Genomic DNA, 21,477 nt, shown 5'->3' with positions numbered 1-21,477 from the left:
TATTTAAAAGTAAATGGTTCATGTCTGTTCATTAAAAGATATATTTATAACGGGTTAATTGAGAATAAAAAAGGGAAAACCTACAGAATCAACATAAATTCTGTAGGTTGAGCCATTTACCTTTTTATGAAAGATTCATGTACCCAAACTATTTTTCCATTTAACCTTCCACGGTACCATGTGTTTTTCCCAACGGTTTCGGTCAAATGTACTTCGAAAACCTTCCCCTTATATTGGGAAAGATTTTCATAAACTACATCTTTCTTTCCTCCCCAAGCCTTGCTATAGGCGCTACCGGTTCCTTTGATCGTAAACAATTTTGCTTGTTTGTCTACTGCTTTGTGGGTATTTACGGACATATTTTTTGCATGTACCCATCCGACTACACCATTTATACTGCTTGGTTCTAAACTAATTAAATAATACAAATCACCATTAAAGGTCGCTTGTTTTTTAATATAGTATACTCGGTTGGTATACTCTACGCCTGATGTAATGGCTGTCAATGGATCACCTAATGTTTTGTAAATTTTCACTTGCCGTGTCCGAATATGCCCCAACTTGCTTGTGGTTCTTGTATCAGCTAGGTTGACCGAGTGAATCCATACTTTTTTATTATCTAAAAGACCTCTGTACCAAGTATTGTTACCAACTTTTTCTGTAAGGTCAACTTTGAATTCTTTTCCCTTATAATCTGATAAGTCTGTATAAACAATATTTTTCTTTCCTCCCCAAGCTTTATTATAAGCACTACCATTCCCTATGATTGTAAACAATTTTGCTTGTTTGTCTACCGTTTTGTGGGTATTTATGGAAACATCTTCTGCTTTTGCCCATCCGACTACACCATTGGTGCTGCTCGGTTTTAGACTAAGCAAATAGTACACTTGGCCATTCACCGCTGCTTGTTTTTTTATATAGTACACCTGATTGGTATACTCTGCACCAGATGTAAAAGCTGTCGATGGGTCTCCTAATGTTTTGTAAATTTTCACTTGTCGTGTCCGTATATGTCCTAGCTTGCTGGTAGCTGTTTCTTGAGCTTTTGCCACATAGCTTGAATGGATAAATACTGTTTTTCCATTTAATGTCCCGCGGTACCAAACATTTTTTCCTACATTTTCCGTCAAGTGAACGCGGAAGACCTGATTTTTATATTGGGATAGATTTTCATAAACTAAATCTTTCTTTCCACCCCATGCTTTCCGATAAGCACTGCCAGTTCCTTTTAGATAATAGGTTTTTGCCTGTTTATCCACTGTTTTGTGGCTGTTCACTGCCATGTCTTTGGCTTTTACCCAGCCAACTACTCCTGATGTGCTGCTTGGGTTTAAACTTAGCAAATAAAATAAATCTCCATTATAGGTCGCTTGCTTTTTAATATAGTATACTCGGTTGGTATACTCTGCTCCTGATGTAATGGCTGTCGACGGATCCCCTAATGTTTTGTAAATTTTCACTTGTCGTGTCCGTATATGCCCTAGCTTGCTTGTTGCATATTGTTTAGATAAATAGTTTGATTGAATCCATACTTGTCTACCGTTTAAACTTCCTCTGTGCCAAATCGTGTTGCCAACTTTTTCTGTTAAATTGACTGCAAATATTTTCCCAGCATATCCAGATAAATTATTATATACAGCATTTTTTCTGCCGCCCCAAGCTTTATTATAAGCTTTACCTAAACCTGTAACTACAAACTCTTGTTTTTTCTTATTGATGCCTATATGTTCTTGAACACTTAGATCTTGTGCCTTGACCCATCCCACTAATCCTTCTCGATTACTTGGTTTTAAACTCAATAAGTAATATTTTATTCCATTTAAGCTACTTTCTTGTTTAATATAGTAAACTTGATTTGTATATTTTTCTCCAGCAACCTTATAATATGCTGAATTTAGAGGATTGGGATAGATACGGACATTTCGTGAGCGAATATGTCCTAGTTTGCTAGTATATTGTTTTTTCTTTGCAGTTAAAGCATTATACTTTTGTTTAACAAGTGTTACAAATTGATTCCAACTGTATCCCCACTTTTGAAAGTATCCATGGGGATCAACATGCGTCGTACCGCCTAAATGGATGCTAACGGCTCTGTGCGACCATAATGTTCCTCGACCGGCCGTTTCAGCGCTCGTAACACCTAAATTGTATCTATATAAGACATTTGCAATATAGCTAGCATAGTTATTAATAGATCTGGCGAACTGATCAAAGGTCTTAACTCTTACCAGTTCAACATGGACAAAGCGAGGATTCGCATATTTGCCTGCACCCCAAGCTTTTAAATCAGTTGGGTGAATTTCAATAATTCTTGAATGGTCAACAAATGCATGAACAAAAGCATTATTATAGTGTTTTACCATATAATTAATTTCATTTGTTATCGATGAATTATCATTTGCTGTTTCATGAGCCACTACGCCTTCTACTCGACCATAGCCATAACGATAATTCATTTTAGGAAATATCATGATATGATTATATTCTGTTCTAGCTACAGGTAATTTTTTCGAATTAATGTAACGATTGACGTCTGGATAGCTTTTAGCTTCTGCATAAGATGGAGTTATAAAACTAAAAATAATTACAATAAAAATTGAAAAGAATGCTATAACAAAATTCTTCATATTACCTCCTACTTCCCAAACTTTTACTCTATATTATTTTATCGGCCAATTTTCCCAAAAATAAAGAATCGAGTAGGAGGGGGTGACTAACCCCCGACCTCTCACACCACCGTACGTACCGTTCGGTATACGGCGGTTCAATTAAGTATGACGTAGTGCTTGATATCTTTCGAATAGACTTCTTAACCCTCGACGCTTCCAATAGGAGTTGTCGAGGGTTTTGTGTAGAATGGGACTGCAGGCAATCCGCCAATATTTCTTGCGTGTATTGCCCCATTCGAATGCTTTATGGCTTGGAACCCCTAATCCTCTGAGTTTCCGAATTCTTGTTTTCGGGGTTTTCCATTCTTTCCACAAACACATTCGAAGCCTTCGTCTAATCCATTCATCAAATTCTTTGAACTTACTTGGTGTTTCTGCCAAGGCAAAATATCCGCACCATCCCATTAAATACTTGTTCAGTTTCTCAATCCTTTTCTCCATTGGATACGGTTTCGACCTTGATGTAATTTCACGGATCTTGTTCTTCAAACGTTTCACACTTTCGTTCGCAATTCGTACCTTTGGAGTCTTATTGAGTGTGAAGCTGAAACCGAGAAACTTCCGTTTCCAAGGACGGTCTACCGCCGATTTCTCTTTATTTACCTTGAGCTTTAACTCCTTCTCGATAAAGTTCGTAATGGAATTCATGACACGAATTCCTGCTTTCTTTGTTTTCACATAGATGTTACAGTCATCCGCATACCGAACAAACTTATGTCCACGTTTCTCAAGCTCCTTATCCAATTCATGAAGCATGACGTTTGATAAAAGTGGACTAAGCGGGCCGCCTTGAGGCGTTCCCATGTCCGTTTCCATTACCACTCCATTGATCATCACGCCTGATTGAAGATACCGGCGAATTACCTTCAGTAGAATTTGATCTTTGATCGTTTTCGCCAAGATCCCCATCAGTTTGTCGTGATTCACCTTGTCAAAGAATTTCTCTAGGTCTATATCGACTACCCAACGATATCCTTCTTTGATATAACCCTTTGCTTCCCTAACCGCATCATGTCCCCTTCTGCCTGGGCGAAAACCATAGCTATGGTTCGAGAAGGTCGGATCAAAAATTTTCGTCAACACTTGGGCAATCGCTTGTTGGATGAAACGATCCGTCACGGTAGGGATCCCTAGAAGCCTTACTCCACCGTTCGGTTTCGGGATTTCGACTCGACGGACGGGTAAGGGCTTGTAGGTTCCTTCTCTCAACGACTGTCGAATGGAGTCCCAATTTTCGTAGAGGTGTTTTCGTAGGTCTTTTACGGACATGCCATCTACTCCGTGACTTCCTTTATTCTGTTCGACTCGTTTCAGTGCCGCCAGGAGATTTTCCCGTGACAAAATCATTTCCATCAACATTGATATCCTCTCCACGTGAACGAATTCTTCTATTTGTGCCATCTTCTGCTCCACCCTCTTGAAGTCCCCCGTGGGATTCACCACTTCCTCCTTCAAGTAAGTCCTATCGGATTGTCTGCTTCCACACAGAAGATGAACGCCTAGCGATTCGTTCTCCTTAATTGTTCAGTCCTTCCTCTTCCATCTCGAGCTTGAAAGAGTACTATGACTTCTGCTGACTTCTGACTGTTCAGCTATCTATCACTAGATAGGTTACCAAGGTTACTTGGCGTGCCAGCCAGACCTCCCCGGGTAAGAGTGTAATCTTTCCTTCCATCCATCTGCTTCATTTACTCTGTATCACCTTCGGCAGAAAGGGCTTTGTTTTGTTGTGCAAACTCACCCAGTGATACCTAGCCTCATATGAAGTTCGTGTTCCGAGAGACCCAAAGTTTGCCGCTCGCTTCCTTCAGATTCCGCGTCGCCACGGACACCCTTGCGTTAAGCTAACTGCTACTTCTGCCTTCGCAGCTCGGGACTTTCACCCTATAGATTACACCCATGCCGGGCGCACACTAAAAAAGCTATTCAAAAGGAAATACTTTTGAATAGCTTTTTTTATCACTTATTTTTTATACTCCGGTATTTCAAGAACCAATGTATATGAATCAAGTAATTTATACATATTATACATATTAGCTGTTTGTTTATATGCCCAACCGATATCTGTTGCATACTGTTTTCCGTATCTTTTGTTTGCGGCAGCATAATCAGGATCCCAGCGCATTTTATATAAAGTGTCTCTTCCATCGTAAATATAATCCTCAGCTATAAACTTAGCACCTTCAACAATAGCTTTTTCAGGTGTAAACCATCCTTCATCATATGCTCTTTTAACACCGCATTCTACTGCGCAATTATCATAAGCACCTATTCCATACATATTATACACAGTTTTTCCGTTGTATTTTATACCATTTGCAAGAGCAGATGTCCCATTTCCTGTCTCCAGCAGTGCATGGGAGATTAAATAAATTTCATTTATTCCGTATTTTTGGCCAGCTTCTATAAAAGAACTTGCTTTGCCTTTTAAAATCCCTTTATTATATAAAATTTTATTATTAATCTCTGCCGCATTAAGATTAGCACTAGCAGACAGTTTCAAAAACTGCAACAATCCCCGAAGATCGTTTGTGAAATTGTTTGGATCCAAATAATATTTTACATCAGCTTTGCTGGCAAGTCCCCATCTAGTGTTTTTCACATGGTACCAAATCTTACCGTCATTATCCTCACTTTTAGCGCTACCATAAATAGGAAGATCTACATTTCTTACTTTCTCGTATTCAGGATAACTCGTACTTGGACCTCTTCTAATTCTCCAATTTGCATCTGCTTTAACATGTCCATACTTTTGGCCGTTTTTTGTATAAATTTTTTCAAAGGCATCTTCTCTAATCCACAGTTTATAAGTTTTACCGTACTTATCTGTTACTGGATTGGCCTTCATTTGAATATTAACCATCTCATCGAGGGTAATATTGTAATTTTTATACAACGTTGTATTTAAAAAAGAACTATGGATCCAAACGGTTTTTCCATCTAGCGTTCCTCTATACCAAGTATTATTGCCTACCTTTTCAGTCAAATGAACTCTAAAAAGATTTGTTTCATACTGAGATAAATCTTCATAGACTAAATTTTTCTTTCCGCCCCAGGCTTTATTATAGGCACTGCCGGTTCCTTTAATGTAAAACACTTTTGATTTTTTATCGACTGTTTTGTGCGTACGCACTGACATATCCTCTTCTTTAACCCATCCAACTAACCCTGATGTACTGCTTGGTTGAAGGCTGAGCAAATAATAGAGTTGGCCATTCACCGCTGCTTGTTTTTTTATATAGTACACTTGATTGGTATACTCCGCACCAGATGTAAAAGCTGTCGATGGGTCTCCTAATGTTTTGTAAATTTTCACTTGTCGTGTCCGAATATGTCCTAGCTTGCTGGTAGCTGTTACTTGGGCTTTTGCCACATAGCTTGAATGGATAAATACTGTTTTTCCATTTAATGTCCCGCGGTACCAAACATTTTTTCCTACATTTTCCGTCAAGTGAACGCGGAAGACCTGATTTTTATATTGGGATAGATTTTCATAAACTAAATCTTTCTTTCCACCCCATGCTTTCCGATAAGCACTGCCGGTTCCTTTTAGATAATAGGTTTTTGCTTGTTTATCCACTGTTTTGTGGCTGTTCACTGCCATGTCTTTGGCTTTTACCCAGCCAACTACTCCTGATGTGCTGCTTGGGTTTAAACTTAACAAATAAAATAAATCTCCATTATAGGTCGCTTGCTTTTTAATATAGTATACTCGGTTGGTATATTCCGCACCTGATGTAAAAGCTGTCGATGGGTCTCCTAATGTTTTGTAAATTTTTACTTCTCGTGTCCGTATATGCCCTAGCTTGCTTGTTGCACTCTCTTTTACCGATTCCAAACTCACATAGCTTGAATGTATAAATACCTTTTCCCCATTTAGCCATCCTCTATACCATACATTGTTGCCAACTGTTTCAGTTAGGTCTACTTGAAACTTCTGATTTTTAAATTGTGAAAGATCCTCATAAACTAAATCTTTCTTTCCACCCCAAGCCTTGCTATAAGCACTGCCTGTTCCTTTGATATAAAGCAATTTGCTTCTGCTGTCTATTGTCTTATGATCATGGGATGATATATCACTTGCTTTTGCCCAACCAACAACACCAATGGTACTACTAGCTCTTAAACTTAGCAAATAAAATTGTTCTCCATTAACAGAGGCTTGTTTTTTTATGTAGTAAACCCGATTTGTATACTCTTCCCCAGCTTCAAATGATTGAGTAAAATCATTTAAATTCTTATAAATTTTTACTGATCTTGTTTTTATGTGTCCTAGTTTGCTAGTTGCAGTTTCATTTACAACATTTGAATCTGCAGTTTGACTAATAGAAAAGGAACCCATTTTAATAGATGATTTGTTTTCTACTGTCTCTTTCACTGTCTCATCTTTTTCTTGCTGCTCTTCATTTTCCTCATTTTTCACAGCATGACTATCAATGTTATTAGATTTTTCAACAATATTTTCGTCAATATTATTTGTTTGTTCTGATCTTATGTTTTGTTGACTTTCATCTAGAATACTTTCATTATTTGAAGCTGATTCGTTTTCAGAATTTATATCCTGATCTGGAGATTTTAAATCCTGTTCCCCTTCATTAATCGCTTCCTGTTCCATGGAATTTACATCTTGCTCACTTTCATTATTAATGGAAGCATTATTTTGATTTGCTAAGCTTTGATCCGCAAAAACTGCCGAAGAAAAGCTAGACAAAATCAATAAAACAATACATGAAATTGATAACTTTCTCATTGTTTCCTCCCTTCCATCAAAATAACAACATTGCGCTAAAAGTCTTTATTATTATAACATAATATCTTATGATTTAAATTGAATTTTTACTAAATATAATAATTAAAGTAAAACATAACCATACATGTTATTTCTTTTACAGAAAAATATGTGTGTCGTTGAGAATTATGCCTTCTTCTAAAATAAAACAAAACATATTGACAAGGCATATATATGCCGTTGCAACTCTCTATAAATTTACTAAAATCGGAATGTATTCAATTGTTCACTTTATTCTCTTAAATATACAATTGCAATTTTTCAGAAACGAAATTAGTGTGAATGCTAGAGAATAAAGGTGTTAAACTGTAATGTAATATTTTGAACTGATAAAAAAACGGGAAGTGTTTATAAATCATCACTCCCCGTTTTTAAATTAATTTGCACATTTTTGATGTTTTTTATATGCTTCATTTTTGTAATGTTCTCTTTCTTCGTTAGACATTTTCTTCCATTTATTTATGAAATCTTCGTATTTAGGGATAACCTCGTTCACCTCGCCAAAGTCTTTTACCATTCCGAATTCAAGCCACAAAATCTTATCACAGAACTGTTTCATTTGTCCGATCGAATGGCTGACAAAAATCATCGTTTTCCCTTGTTTTTTAAATTCTTTCATTTTTTCAAAACTTTTTTCAGCAAACGCCTTGTCTCCGACAGATAACGCTTCATCTATAATTAATATGTCCGGATTTATATTTACAGAGATAGCAAAACCCAAACGTGACTTCATTCCACTTGAATAAGATTTTACCGGTTGATCAATAAATTTCCCTAGCTCAGAAAATTCGATTATATCCGGTTCCATTCGCTTGATCTCTTCTTTGCTAAATCCAAGCATTAAACACTTTAGTTCAATATTATCTCTTCCTGTTAACTCACCTTTTAAACCAGCTGACACAGCAATCAAAGCAGCATCGCCATTGACTTGAACAATACCGGATGTTTCAGGAACAATGCCTGCAATGATATTTGATAAAGTCGATTTTCCCGAACCATTTATTCCTAGAAACCCAACAACATCCCCTTTTTCAACTTCAAAACTTACATTTCTCAAAGCATAAAAGTCCTCACCATAGGATTTAGGCGTAATTAGGTCTAAAATTCTTTCTTTCATTCCGTTATATAATTTATATTTTTTTGTTACGTTTTTAACTATTATTGCCTTCTCCATCATACCACAAGCCTTTATAAGTAATCGATAAAATGTCTTCTAAATTTCATGTGTAGCATTGAACCAAATAAGAACAATACTATGACCAGTCCCCAAAAATAAAGTGTATATTGCCAATTCGTTATGAAATACCACTCAGTTCCAAAGAAAGCAGAACGATATCCTTCAATTAAATAGTATAAAGGATTTAATTTCAAAATTGTTATGATTGTAGCATTATCTAAAACAGCTGAAATTGGCCATAAAACTGGCGACAAATAGAGAAACATTCGTAATGTCGCATTTAAGAACATATGAACGTCCCGAATGATAGTTGACAATGTAGACATAATTAAAGATACAGCAAATAATAAACAAATAGTAGCAAACATAAAATAAATGAGCTGTAAATAATAAACATTTATAAAGTATCCCATGAATTGGAGCAATATTAAAACTATTATTAACATGAATAAATGGACATAGAATTGAGAAAATATAACAAAACTAGGGATTGCACTCATCGGAAAGTTCATTTTAGATAACATGGCTAATCGAGTGTAAATCGATTTTGAACCTTGTATTGTCGATTGATAAAAGAAGGTCCAAAGAATAAATCCACCCATTAACCATGCAATAAAAGGAACATCCATCCCAGGTATTACTTGAATATCAGCTCTTTTTTGGATGCTACCAAATACAAACCAATAAATTAATATTTGAATTAATGGATTAATGACTTCCCATGCCATTCCTAAGTAATTATTTTTGTTTTTGCTTTTTAATTCATATAACGAAAGTCTTCTAATTAAATAAAAATGATTTATTTGCTCTTTTATAACGGTTATAGCAGATTTCATGAAGAAATTCCTTTCAATAGCTATAAGTATTCAACTTTTTTGACTACTGTTAGAATTATACTCAATATAAAGCTGAAAAACAATCAAGGCTAATAACCCTCACCTTGATACTATTTTAATTTTACTACTTTCTATTCATTATCAAAAAATGATCGGCCTTTTTATTTTATAGTAGTTAATCCCTTCACAAGGTTTTAAATCATTAAAAAAACACACTTTCCACAACCCTTTTGGAAGCTTCACCGTCTTCCAAATAACAAAATTTATTATAGAACATTTCAAATGAATGCGAAACTTCAAAATTATTGCGTTCAAAATAAGAAATTTGTTGCAGTACCTCATCTGTAGTATATGCCAACGGTCCAGGTGCTTCTTTTTCAATATCAAAATAGAAACCGCGAAGTTTATCCCGATAACTATCGATATCATATACAAAAAAGATGATCGGCCGTTTTAAATTAGCATAATCGAAAAATACGGATGAATAATCAGTGATGAGGAGATCTGAAATTAAATACAAATCACGAATATCTTCATAATCGGATACATCATATGCAAATCCCTCAAAATTACTTAAATCAAGGTTTTCTGCAATTAAATAATGCATTCTTAACAGAATGACATAATCATCCTTTAATTGCTCCTTCAGTTTTCCTAAATCAAGAGCTAAATCAAATTTATATTTTCCAACTTGGTAAAACTGATCGTCGCGCCATGTAGGAGCGTAGAGAATCACTTTTTTCTTTACTGGAATATCCAGTTTTTTCTTTAATTGATCAATTATTTGCTTTGTGTTATGTGTATACAAAAAATCATTCCTTGGATATCCTGTTTCTAAAATTGTTTTTTCAAATTTAAAAGCCCGTGCAAATATTTCGGTTGAATATTGATTAGGTGAAATTAAGTAATCCCATCGTTTTGCTGCATTGGTGAAATTTCGCTTATATTTTTCAGTATTCGTTCCTGGCATATGGACTTCCTCCATATCATTTGCCAGCTTTTTCAACGGTGTGCCATGCCAAGTTTGTAAGTATATCGTATGCTTGGGCTTCGGAATCCAAAGCGGAAGCCGGGTGTTGAAAACCCAATATTCCGCCCTAGCCATTGCAATCAACCATTTTAGAGAAAAACGTTTAAGATAAGGCACTTTTTTTTCTACAAAAACATCTGTATACCCTTTCTGTACACTCCAAACCATTTTGAATTCCGGATGATGCTTCTGCAAATACTCATAGATCGCCCTGGGATTGCAGCTATATTGTTTTCCTAAGTAGCTTTCAAAAACAATGAGATTTTTTTTTACGGGAAGTTGGGAAAGGATCATAAAGATCAATTTGTACAGCTTTACCACCAATGACTTAACCTTGAATTTCTTTACCAATCCCATGAATTTTTGATTCATAACTTACACCCTTATACATAAAATAATCCGATTGAAACAGTTCCCTAACTAACCTTTCACTAGATTTTCCGTCCGAATATTGATTCCATTTTTTCGAAAATTCAACAATGCTTTCAATATTATAGTCACCTTTCTTAATATGCTGAATAATTTCATCCGTGTTATAGACTATCGGCCCCGGAACTTCTTTTTGATAATTTTCTATAATCCCCCTTGTATGGCTATATTGATCAAAATCATAAACAAAGAACAGCATAGGCCGTTGAAGTAATGAAAACTCAAAAGGCACCGAAGAATAATCAGTAATTAATATATCTGTAATAATTAGCAATTCATTGATATTGTCATATTCAGACAAATCATAGACAAAACCGTTATAGGTTGATTCTAAATTTTTTGCCTGCTTGCGAACTGCAGGATGCAATTTTATGATGATAATATATTCATCGCATAAAGCATCGTACATTTTTTTGAAATCTAACTGAATCCGAAAATTTTCTATTAAGTTATCTCGATATGTCGGAGCATATAAGATTACTTTTTTATTTTTCATTATCGGAAAACGAGAAAACCAATGGTCTCGAATCTTTTTTTTGCTTTTTAAGTCAAAAAAAAGGTCGGTACGCGGAACCCCTGTTTTTAAAATCCGATCAGAGGTGAGATTAAACGACTCCATAAATATTTTGGCCATCTCATTCGAACCGACAACAACTTTATGAAATTTTTCATACACTTTTAAAAATCTTTTTTGAGCCCTTTTTGATCGCTTTTTAATAGATAAATCTTTTAAACCGAACTGTTTTAAGGCTCCTACAGCATGCCATAGTTGGATGCATTGAACTTCTTTTTTAAACGAAACAGCCGATAGGAAACCGTAGTAGTTGTCAATAAATATATATTTTGAAGTAGCGAGATGGTAAATCGATTGAATCATGTCTATGACATTCGCCGTTTCAAAAGATAAAACAGGTTCATCGACTTCTTTTAAAAAATCAGTTTTTTGTTTTGCTAAAAAGATTACTTCTATATTCACATTTTGTTTCCGTAAAGCCCTATAAACATATAAAGAATTATCGCCAAACGAAACAACAAATGCCGCTTTATCTTTCAGTGGGAAAAGGCTAAAAATTTGAAAAAATGTTTTAAAAATAATCAAGTAAAGCCATATAGCTAATTCCCTAACCATTTTTTATCATTAAGTCCTTTTTAATTTTTGTTGTCGAAATGCCAATTGTTCTTGGTAAATATATTACTTGGCAGTAATCTTTCAAAAAATCAAAATGTCCTTCCCAGTCATCGCCCATTACAAAAATATCCACATCATGTTCTTGGATGTCACGAACTTTTTGATCCCAAGATTCTTCAGGAATAACTTCATCGACATATCGAATTGACTCAAGGATTAATTTTCTATTTTCATATGAATGATAAGATTTTTTCATTTTTTGCTCATTAAACTCATCTGTTGAAAGACCGACAATTAAATAATCCCCAAGTTCTTTCGCTCTTTTTAATAGATTGATATGACCCCAATGCAGCAAATCAAATGTTCCATAAGTAATAACTTTCTTCACCCTTATCCCTCCTAATTTTAAGGAAAGTATCCAAAGAACCATTCATATTTATATAATTCTGTTATATTATCATAATAAACAAAAAAATCCACAAAGGATTTACATTTAATTTACATTATTATAACTTTTTAATACAACATTTATCAAATTTAATTTTTACATTACAAATGAACTGTCAAATCAAAATAAAAGGCCTTTCATTTTTTGCACATCATCCATTATAAGCCTTAACAAATTTAATTTCAAACTAATATTTTAACATAGACGAGATGCTATCCATTGAAAAAAGTCTTCCTGCAGGAATTTACCCTTTTTGAAAAATTTGTTGTTATATAATTTCAAATGAATTCGGCTTTATATCTTCAAAACCAAAATAATACAGAATCCCCTTTACAATTCGTTCTGATGCCTTGCCGTCTCCGTAAGGATTGGATGCTTGCGACATTTTCTGGTATACCTTTTCGTCTGTAAGCAGTTGTTTAGCTAATTGATATATTTGTTCTTCATCAGTACCGGCAAGCTTCAAGGTTCCTGCTTCAATTCCTTCTGGTCGTTCAGTTGTATCGCGGAGAACTAAAACAGGTACGCCTAAAGACGGAGCCTCTTCCTGCACGCCGCCGGAGTCTGTCAGGATAATATGGGAACGGGCGGCAAAATTGTGAAAGTCCAAAACTCCCAGTGGTTCAATTAAATGAATCCTGCTGTCATTTCCGAGAATTTCAACTGCTACCTCGCGAACAGCCGGATTAAGGTGAACAGGGTAAACAACCTGGATATCAGCAAATTCTTTTACTAATCTTTTAATGGCCCGGAACATACTTCTCATCGGATGCCCTAAATTTTCGCGTCGGTGTGCAGTAAGCAGTATCATTCGGTCATTTCCAATTTTATCAAAAATTTCGTGGTGATAATCATCTGTTACTGTTGTTTTTAAAGCATCTATTGCCGTATTGCCTGTTATAAAAATCGAATCTTTCGGCTTATTCTCTTTTATTAAATTTTCAAATGCTTTCTTAGTGGGAGCGAAATGCAAATCCGCCAAAATTCCTGTTAATTGGCGGTTCATTTCCTCTGGAAATGGAGAAAATTTATTATTAGTGCGAAGCCCCGCCTCCACATGGCCAACGGCAATCTGGTTATAAAACGCAGCTAAACTAGCAATAAATGTTGTCGTGGTATCTCCATGAACAAGAACAATGTCAGGCTTTACTTTTTTCATTATGCCATCTAAGCCTTCTAATCCTCTTGTCGTAATATCAACTAACGTTTGCCGATCCCTCATAATATTCAAATCATAATCCGGAACGATACCGAAAACATCCAATACTTGATCAAGCATTTGGCGATGTTGTGCCGTAACGGTTACAAATGACTCGATTTTGTCTGTATGTTTTTTGAGTTCCAGCACTAACGGAGACATTTTTATTGCTTCAGGTCTAGTTCCAAAAATCGTCATTACTTTAATTTTTTTCAAGAACATCACCTTCACAAATTTTTTTCGAACATAATATATCTTAACATTTTTAATAAAACTGATTTGTAAATTTCTTGAGATTCCCCTTATTTTTTACCTAATATTTCCGTTTTCTAATCGAATATTCCAAAAAGTCCTCCTTTAGTTCATCTCGGCTTAGAATAAAGGATACAATTGCCTCAGGGTAACCAAGTTAGTCGGTGATGCTCTAGCAGAATAGCGAACATCTCGCTGCCGATAAATGTTTTGATTCATAAATTTGATTCATAAAGTCGACCCTTTCGACTCATTGGCGAAGCTTAGGATCTGTCGCACAATTTGGAGCAAATCCTATATTTTTCTATACAAATTTAAAAACGTTCTCCAACCTCTCGTTTTTCTCTGCATATGCCGATAAGAATTCAAAGGCAGCCAGCTTCCTATGGAATGCTTGTCAACAATCGCAATTCGCAGTATTTCTTTTGACTATGTCTTAGTTGCCGCAAAAAAAAATGTGCCTAAATCGACAGTAGACAGGGATGAAGCTTTTTTTATTTAGCACAATCCTCACTATTGTTTCATATATTATGAACCGACAGCTAGCAACACTATGGAAACAACAATTAAAAAATGACAGCGTTTTGCCTTGACGTTGATCTTTGTCTAAGCTACCATTCTCAACAAAAAAATCGACAAAATCACTATTTCCCGGAAAATGTTATATTATATACTTCCTTCCGAAAAAATTTATCATTAATCCGCAGCGACAAAATATTTAATTAAATAATCCGCCCATACTTGATTCCCTTTTTCGCTCGGTTTGGATCGGTCTTCTGTAACGTATTGCTTCAATTGTTCGTCTTCCTTATCCGGCCAATTTTCCCAATGGTTTAAATATGTAAAATGGTTTTCTTCGGCATATTGTTTGAGCGCATCTACTTCCTTAGGATAAAATTTTGCACCAAAGAGCGGGTGTGCAGGCTGCAGCATAATCGATACGCCAGGATTTGCTTCTTGAATTTTCCGCAAGATGTCCGTAATGTTGCTTAGAGTATTGTCAATGCCGACAACGCCGTTATCATTCAAAATAAACGGTTCGAAAAGCAGAATGTCAGGCTTTTTGTCTGCAATTTTTTTATATAATTTTTTATTCAATACACTATGGGTTGTCTCCTCAGCATCGGAAACAATCGAGATGTTAAAGAGCTCATCTCCATATGCAGAAAGAAGCTCCTTTTTCAGTTTTTCCGGCCACCCATTTTGATCGGAAGGAACTGATTCAGATCCCCAAATTACAAAGTTCAATTGTTTCTCTTCTTTTAATGCTGTTTTGATTTTTTTCTGAACATCCTCCGGTAAATTTTTGGCGTAGTCCTCTCGCGTATCATTTTGTTTACTATTGTCTTCCTTTATATTTTCTGCAGACGATTCCACAGAAGCAGTTGTCGGTTTTGAAATTTTTTGTTTCCAGTAAAAATGACCGACAATAATTGATGCTATACATAAAATGACAACATTACTAACAATAATCCTTTTTTTCACAGATAATCCTCCAAACGACAAATTTCTCACTTTATTATAGCGGAAAATGACCTGTCGTTCCATGCTGTCAATTCATTTTTTCAAGCGGTGTTGACAAGTGTATACGAAAATATTTTCCTCACAAATATATTGTCTTAATAGAATTGGAAACTTATAATCAGATTAGATAAATTTAGTAATGAGGGATGAAATTATGAGATCAGATAGACAGAGAAAAAAGAGAAAGAAATGGCTCTGGATTTTGTTATCAGTCATTGGAGTTTTCATTATTGCCACGGGATCCTATGCCTTTTACATTTGGAACAAAGCACAATCGACCATTGCCAACATTCAAGAAAACATCGGGCGGGATAAATCAGACAAACGCGATCAGCAAGTCAACTTTAAAAATCGCGATCCTATTTCCATATTGCTGATGGGTGTTGATGAAAGAAAAGGAGACCGAGGACGGTCTGATTCGCTCATTTTGATGACAGTCAATCCAAAAGAACAGTCAATGGAAATGGTCAGCATTCCCCGCGATACAAGAACAGAAATTGTCGGAAAAGGCATTCAAGACAAAATTAACCACGCCTACGCTTTCGGCGGAACAGAAATGGCTATTAAAACGGTTGAAAATTTCTTAGATGTGCCGGTTGATTATTTTGTCAAAGTGAATATGGAAAGCTTTCGCGATATTGTCGATGCAGTCGGCGGTGTGACGGTTGAAAATGATTTAGATTTCACTTACGAGGGCTACCATTTTGAAAAAGGAACCATTCACTTGGATGGCAAAAAAGCTCTTGCGTATTCAAGAATGCGATATGATGATCCAAGGGGCGATTTCGGCCGCCAGGAAAGACAGCGGCAAATTATTGAGGCGGTTATTGAAAAGGGAGCAAGCATTACATCCATTACAAAATTTGGAGAAATGTTTAAAGTCATTGAAAACAATGTAAAAACAAATCTTACATTTGATGAAATGTGGGCAATTCAAGAAAATTACAAAGATGCCCGAAAAAATGTCATTCAGCATCAAATAAAAGGGAGCGGAAAAAAAATTAACGGCATTTACTACTATATTGTGCCTGAAGATGAACGTCTTTCCCTTTCCAACGAGCTGAAAAAACATTTGGAATTAAAGAAGGAAACCGCTGAAAAATAAAAAATAGTGCGGCAGTTCACCATTCGACCGCATTTTTATAAGAACTGCCGCCATTCCCTATAATAAAAAATCCCCGCAAGCCTAGAATCATTCAGCAGCATTATGATTTTCGTTTACAATCATAACAAGATGGCTTCTCATATAAAATAAAGGAATGGTATTCCTTCCCCTCATTGATCCTTCTCTTATATGTATCATTGATATGAGACGCACTTTTCATTTTGTTGTAAATGATACTCATATGCTTCTCCACTACTACTTTCTCATGATTGATTAAAACGATTGTTGAATGCTTTCCTTTTGAAACGACATGTCGAATAGCCGAATGCGCAATCCATTGGCAGTCTAAATGCTCCATTGATTTAGTAGGGAAAAAACAAAGATCGAGGACAGGAATGCATACAGGAAGCATACGCTGGTGCGGCAGAATTTTCTTAGCTGCGTCTATGATGCCTTTAAGAGACACACCGTAATAGCTGCAGCTCTCTGCCAAAATGTCTTTCGGCCTCTCTTTCACAAGATACTTTTCATACTTCTCAATAACAATTGTCCAACATTCTCCATACTTATTAAAATAAGGAAGCAATGCTAGCGTGTCACAAGTTAAAATATAATTTTTGACCTGCTCCACTCTTTCACCCCTTTTTCTTCACTATTTGACAACCCTTGCATGACATTAGACTTTTTTACTAGTTCTTTCGATGTATATTATACACGAATTTCAAGAAAATTTGGTAAATTTCTAAACTTTTTTTGTAAAAAAAGAAAAAAATTCCATGATAAAACCAAAAAATTAGTATAATATTATCATTACGAGGTGAACTTATCGTGAGAAAAAAATCGATGATGGGGCGAATGGCATCAATTTTTTTATTTACATTTTTTCTTTTAAGCGTTTTTTTTATTACGTGGCGCTCGAAGCATGTCGATTCAAACGACTCTTTTGCAAGCATTGAACCTCAAATTCCGACCATCTTTGTCCATGGCTATAAAGGAACAATGCGCTCGTTCCAACATATGCTACATCGTTTTGAATATGATTACCGCTGGGGAACAAAATCAATGGTCATTCGAGTTGATCGCATGGGCATTGTCCATATTTCCGGAACAATCCCACAAAACTTAAAAAATCCTTTTATACAAATTGTTTTTGAGGAAAACCGCACAAGTATTGAGGAAACGGCAAATTCTCTGAAAAAGGCAATGCGCTTATTAAAAGAAAACTATTCGGTAGACGAGCTATACATTGTGGCTCATTCGATGGGAGGACTCGTTTCGACAAAATATGTCGAGGACACGAACAACTTGAAGGATTACCCGATTGTCCGCAAAATGGTGGTCATAGGCAGCCCGTTTCAAGGAATAGAACAGGAATCTTACCATAAGCTAAATACAGGTAAAGCAATCATTGATTTAAAACCAGATTCTCATGCTTTACTAGAAATATTGAACAACCGGGATCAATTTTCTAAAAAAACGAAAGTTCTCAATATCGCAGGGATCAATCCCGAGTATAAAGACAGTGATGGAGTTGTCTCCATCCAGAGCGCTCTCAGCGCTAGAAATATTGTTCCGTTAGAAAATTATCATGAAATCATTGTTAAAGATAAACTTGCCACACACAGCGGTCTTCATGAGCATCCGAAAGTGGACAAGTATATCGGCGAATTTCTATGGGGGTACAATTGAGTTGGGGAAAGTATTTCTTCAACCGAATGACCTTTTTTCAATAAAAACCCCGATTCTTCTCCCTCCTTTAAAAGGAGAAAGAAGAGTCGGGATAAATGTTTTATACATGAGATACAATGAGAACACATTTTCCTTTTATTGCGAAATCGCCTGTTTGGTTCGGCAAAATAAAATGAGCCCCTTTTTTTAGTGTGTATGAACGGCCATCATGAGTAAGCTCCCCGTCTCCCTCAATCACGCTTGCAAGAAGGAACGGATGATTTTGAACAAACTTCCCTTCGCCGTCAATCTCCCATTTGTAAACTGAAAAAAATTCGTTTTTGATAAATGTGGTAATCGTTGCTCCTTCCTTTACTTCCACAGAACGTTCAATCGTGTAATCTTTATGAGGAACAGTCGCCACCTCTATCGCTTGTTTCAAATGCAATTCTCTTTTATTTCCGTTTGCATCTACACGGTCGTAATCATACACTCTGTAAGTCGTATCAGAACTTTGCTGCGTTTCAAGGATGAGCGTTCCTTTGCAGATGGCGTGGATGGTGCCGCTCGGAACATAAAAGAAGTCGCCCGGTTTTATTTTTACTCTTCTCAGCAATTGATCCCATTTTCCGCTTTGAATCATGGATACGAGCTCTTCTTTCGTTTTGGCATGATGACCGTAAATGATTTCCGCATTTTCTGAGCAGTCAATGATATACCAGCACTCCGTTTTTCCTAATTCACCATTTTCGTGCTTTTTTGCATATTCATCATCTGGATGCACTTGCACGGACAAATCGTTGTTTGCATCAAGAATTTTCGTTAAGAGAGGAAATCGATCCCCTTTTATTCCGCCGAACAATTCTCGATGGTTGTCCCATAATTCACCCAATGTTTTTCCTTTAAACTTTCCTTCTGCTACAATGCTTTGACCATGCGGATGGGCAGAAATCGCCCAGCATTCTCCTGTTGTCTCCGTTGGAATTTTGTAATGAAAATGAGTGCGAAGGTTTGTTCCACCCCAAATTCGATCTTTAAAAACAGGCTTTAAAAAAATTGGAGACTGCACCACCTTGTTCCACTCCCTTTCTGCAATAATTTCCCCATTATTTATATTAAGCAGTTCTTGAAATTTTTTCACCTTTTTTCATTTTTTATACAGAGCTCGCTGAAGAGAAACCTTCAATATCAAAACAGAAAAGGATGCCGAATTCTATCAACATCCTTTTCTTTTTGATTTGTTATCAAATTTTCGAATCACTGTTCGTTAGCATATACAGTGCCAGTCGCCTGACTGGAAATCTGCTCTTCTTGAGAAGCTTTTTCCGGATGAAACTCTCCTTCCATTTTTGACACAACAACTGTTGCGACACCGTTTCCAATTAAATTCGTAATCGCACGGGCTTCTGACATAAATCGGTCAACACCGATGAGAAGTGCAATTCCTTCAACCGGAACCATTGGAAATGCAGCCAAAGTAGCGGCTAATGTAATAAATCCGGATCCAGTCACACCAGCAGCGCCCTTTGAAGTCAGCATTAAAATTCCAAGTAGAGTCAGTTCTTGCCAAATGGTTAAATCGATCCCATATGCCTGTGCAATAAAGATAGCCGCCATTGACAAATAAATCGACGTTCCATCAAGATTAAAAGAATACCCAGTCGGAACAACAAGACCAACAACAGACTTAGAACATCCGTACTTCTCAAGCTTTTCCATCAATTTTGGCAATGCGGATTCAGAGGAGGAAGTTCCTAACACAAGCAATATTTCTTCCTTTATATATGCGATAAATTTTAAAATGCTGAACCCGTAAAATTTTGTGATCAGTCCCAACACGATCACGATAAATAAGAACATCGTCATGTAGACAGAGGCCATTAATTTTCCTAAAGACACAAGCGATCCCAGACCGAAATTTCCGATTGTATAGGCCATTGCACCAAAAGCTGCAATCGGTGAAATTTTCATAACCATATTTACGATGCCAAAAAAGATATTTGTCAATTGTTCAAACAAATTCATAACAGGTTTTGCTTTTTCCCCTAGTCTTGCCGCTGCTAATCCGAAAAGGACTGCGAAGAATAAAATCGGCAAGAGTTCTCCGTTTGCGAGCGCTCCCACTGCATTTTCTGGCACAATGCTCATGATAAAGTCTAAAGCACCGTGACTTGTTTCCTCTGCTTGTTTCGTATATTGAGAAATATCGCTTCCTTGCACACTATCGGTGTTAAAACCCTCACCTGGCTTCATAATGTTTACAACAAAGATCCCGATAGCAAGAGCAATCGTCGTAACAATTTCAAAATAGATCAGAGCTTTCCCGCCGATCCTGCCTACTTTTTTCAGATCACCCATCGATCCGATGCCGATGACAACGGTGAAAAATACAATTGGTGCAATCACCATTTTCACTAGTTTAATAAAAATATCTGCCAAAATCTTTAATTTCGCCCCGAACTCAGGGAATAAAAATCCAACTGTAATCCCTAAAATGATACCGATAATAACTTGTACAGTCAGGTTTTTAAAGTTTATTCGCATCTATCTCTCTCCTTTCCCCTTTGATAACGTTTTCAAACGTCCGTACATTTATGTTAATAGAATGTTCAAAAAGTTTTAATATTATGGTTTTATTAATCTTTTTGTTCTTTTTGGTCTCAAAATTAATTTGAATGGCCAAAAATGAGAAAGGATCAGCACCTCCCTAGTCATTCTGGGAAACAGAAACAGAAACTCTTAATAGATTCATTTTTGCTTTTCAACTACTCCCGCTTAAAGTCTAACGAGCTTGTCACTCCAAAGAAACGTAAACGGCTTGTTCTCCTTCCTTAACAGAGCTGGTTAACTACTGCCCAACGACTCTCATGCTTCAATCGTAACTCCAACGATGACCATTTTCATAACCGATTATCCATTTGTAACCCCAAAAAAATCAAAACACAACGGGCGATAAACCATGAGATCGAGTTTCTTAGAATCATTCATTCGTTTCAAATAGTTACTGCCGATAAGCTGAAAGGTTTTATTTCAGCCATTCCTGTAAAGAAAGTTCAGCCGCTGTGATGTCCATGTACTTTATCTTACATCTTTCCACCGAATGCTCGTTGGACTATTTCTTGTGGTGTATCATGCGTAAAAATGGATGAGAGCGGCGAATATAACACCTCTTTTTTTTCTCTCAAATTCCATAACTCAAGTTTGACACCATTTCACTACATGT

At 36.2% G+C, this 21,477-nt stretch carries 14 protein-coding genes and 1 pseudogene; 2 read left to right on the top strand and 13 right to left on the bottom strand.

The genetic code is table 11. From position 1 onward, the window contains the following. Positions 1–116: 116 nt before the first annotated feature. From NSQ71_RS03075 to NSQ71_RS03030, 10 genes and pseudogenes are all read right to left on the bottom strand, one after another. Positions 117–2,627, bottom strand: a complete 2,511-nt coding sequence (locus NSQ71_RS03075) for a GW dipeptide domain-containing protein (protein WP_340732805.1) — start codon at positions 2,625–2,627, stop codon at positions 117–119. A gap of 141 nt (positions 2,628–2,768) precedes the next feature. After that, positions 2,769–4,028, bottom strand: a complete 1,260-nt coding sequence (gene ltrA, locus NSQ71_RS03070; protein ID WP_044898667.1) for a group II intron reverse transcriptase/maturase — start codon at positions 4,026–4,028, stop codon at positions 2,769–2,771. Positions 4,029–4,632: 604 nt separating this feature from the next. Further along, positions 4,633–7,419, bottom strand: coding sequence for an N-acetylglucosaminidase (locus NSQ71_RS03065; RefSeq protein ID WP_340732804.1), 2,787 nt, complete (start codon positions 7,417–7,419; stop codon positions 4,633–4,635). Between the two features lie 415 nt (positions 7,420–7,834). Continuing rightward, positions 7,835–8,632 (bottom strand): teichoic acids export ABC transporter ATP-binding subunit TagH, encoded by a 798-nt coding sequence (gene tagH, locus NSQ71_RS03060; RefSeq protein WP_066247023.1) that lies wholly within the window; start codon positions 8,630–8,632, stop codon positions 7,835–7,837. A gap of 14 nt (positions 8,633–8,646) precedes the next feature. Continuing rightward, on the bottom strand, positions 8,647–9,471 hold the full coding sequence (locus NSQ71_RS03055; protein ID WP_066246891.1) for an ABC transporter permease: 825 nt from the start codon (positions 9,469–9,471) through the stop codon (positions 8,647–8,649). Between the two features lie 202 nt (positions 9,472–9,673). Next, a pseudogene (locus NSQ71_RS03050) lies at positions 9,674–10,825 on the bottom strand (CDP-glycerol glycerophosphotransferase family protein); the annotation flags it as partial. A gap of 4 nt (positions 10,826–10,829) precedes the next feature. After that, positions 10,830–12,059, bottom strand: coding sequence for a CDP-glycerol glycerophosphotransferase family protein (locus NSQ71_RS03045; RefSeq protein WP_340732803.1), 1,230 nt, complete (start codon positions 12,057–12,059; stop codon positions 10,830–10,832). Further along, on the bottom strand, positions 12,052–12,447 hold the full coding sequence (tagD, locus tag NSQ71_RS03040; protein ID WP_066246898.1) for a glycerol-3-phosphate cytidylyltransferase: 396 nt from the start codon (positions 12,445–12,447) through the stop codon (positions 12,052–12,054). Before tagD ends, NSQ71_RS03045 begins: the two co-directional genes overlap by 8 nt. Positions 12,448–12,775: 328 nt before the next feature. Beyond that, positions 12,776–13,927: a non-hydrolyzing UDP-N-acetylglucosamine 2-epimerase gene (gene wecB / locus NSQ71_RS03035; RefSeq protein ID WP_340732802.1), complete on the bottom strand. Its 1,152-nt coding sequence runs from the start codon at positions 13,925–13,927 to the stop codon at positions 12,776–12,778. Between the two features lie 726 nt (positions 13,928–14,653). Continuing rightward, a complete protein-coding gene (locus NSQ71_RS03030) occupies positions 14,654–15,442 on the bottom strand; it encodes an SGNH/GDSL hydrolase family protein (RefSeq protein WP_340732801.1) in 789 nt (262 codons plus the stop codon). A gap of 193 nt (positions 15,443–15,635) precedes the next feature. On the opposite strand from NSQ71_RS03030, the gene tagU reads away from it, so the two are divergent. After that, on the top strand, positions 15,636–16,586 hold the full coding sequence (gene tagU, locus NSQ71_RS03025; RefSeq protein WP_144597217.1) for a polyisoprenyl-teichoic acid--peptidoglycan teichoic acid transferase TagU: 951 nt from the start codon (positions 15,636–15,638) through the stop codon (positions 16,584–16,586). Positions 16,587–16,686: 100 nt separating this feature from the next. On the opposite strand, the gene NSQ71_RS03020 is transcribed toward tagU, so the two are convergent. Next, the gene (locus NSQ71_RS03020; protein ID WP_144597214.1) at positions 16,687–17,217 is read right to left on the bottom strand and encodes a competence protein ComK; all 531 of its coding nucleotides are present in this window, start codon (positions 17,215–17,217) and stop codon (positions 16,687–16,689) included. A 197-nt stretch (positions 17,218–17,414) separates the two neighbouring features. On the opposite strand from NSQ71_RS03020, the gene NSQ71_RS03015 reads away from it, so the two are divergent. Continuing rightward, on the top strand, positions 17,415–18,275 hold the full coding sequence (locus NSQ71_RS03015; protein ID WP_339198678.1) for an alpha/beta hydrolase: 861 nt from the start codon (positions 17,415–17,417) through the stop codon (positions 18,273–18,275). 100 nt (positions 18,276–18,375) lie between these two features. Here the strand turns inward: NSQ71_RS03015 and manA are convergent, their stop codons facing one another. Both manA and NSQ71_RS03005 read right to left on the bottom strand, forming a co-directional pair. Next, positions 18,376–19,326 carry a mannose-6-phosphate isomerase, class I gene (manA, locus tag NSQ71_RS03010; RefSeq protein WP_066247027.1) on the bottom strand — a complete coding sequence of 317 codons (951 nt, stop codon included), beginning with the start codon at positions 19,324–19,326 and terminating at the stop codon, positions 18,376–18,378. 185 nt (positions 19,327–19,511) lie between these two features. Then, positions 19,512–20,798, bottom strand: a complete 1,287-nt coding sequence (locus NSQ71_RS03005; protein ID WP_311066839.1) for a dicarboxylate/amino acid:cation symporter — start codon at positions 20,796–20,798, stop codon at positions 19,512–19,514. Between the last annotated feature and the right edge of the window lie 679 nt (positions 20,799–21,477).

The sequence above is a fragment of the Aeribacillus sp. FSL M8-0235 genome (assembly GCF_038000355.1).
GTDB classification, from domain to species: Bacteria; Bacillota; Bacilli; order Bacillales; family Aeribacillaceae; genus Aeribacillus; species Aeribacillus composti.
Note: the sequence above shows the minus strand (reverse complement) of the source record. Positions and strands in the feature narration are given on the sequence as shown.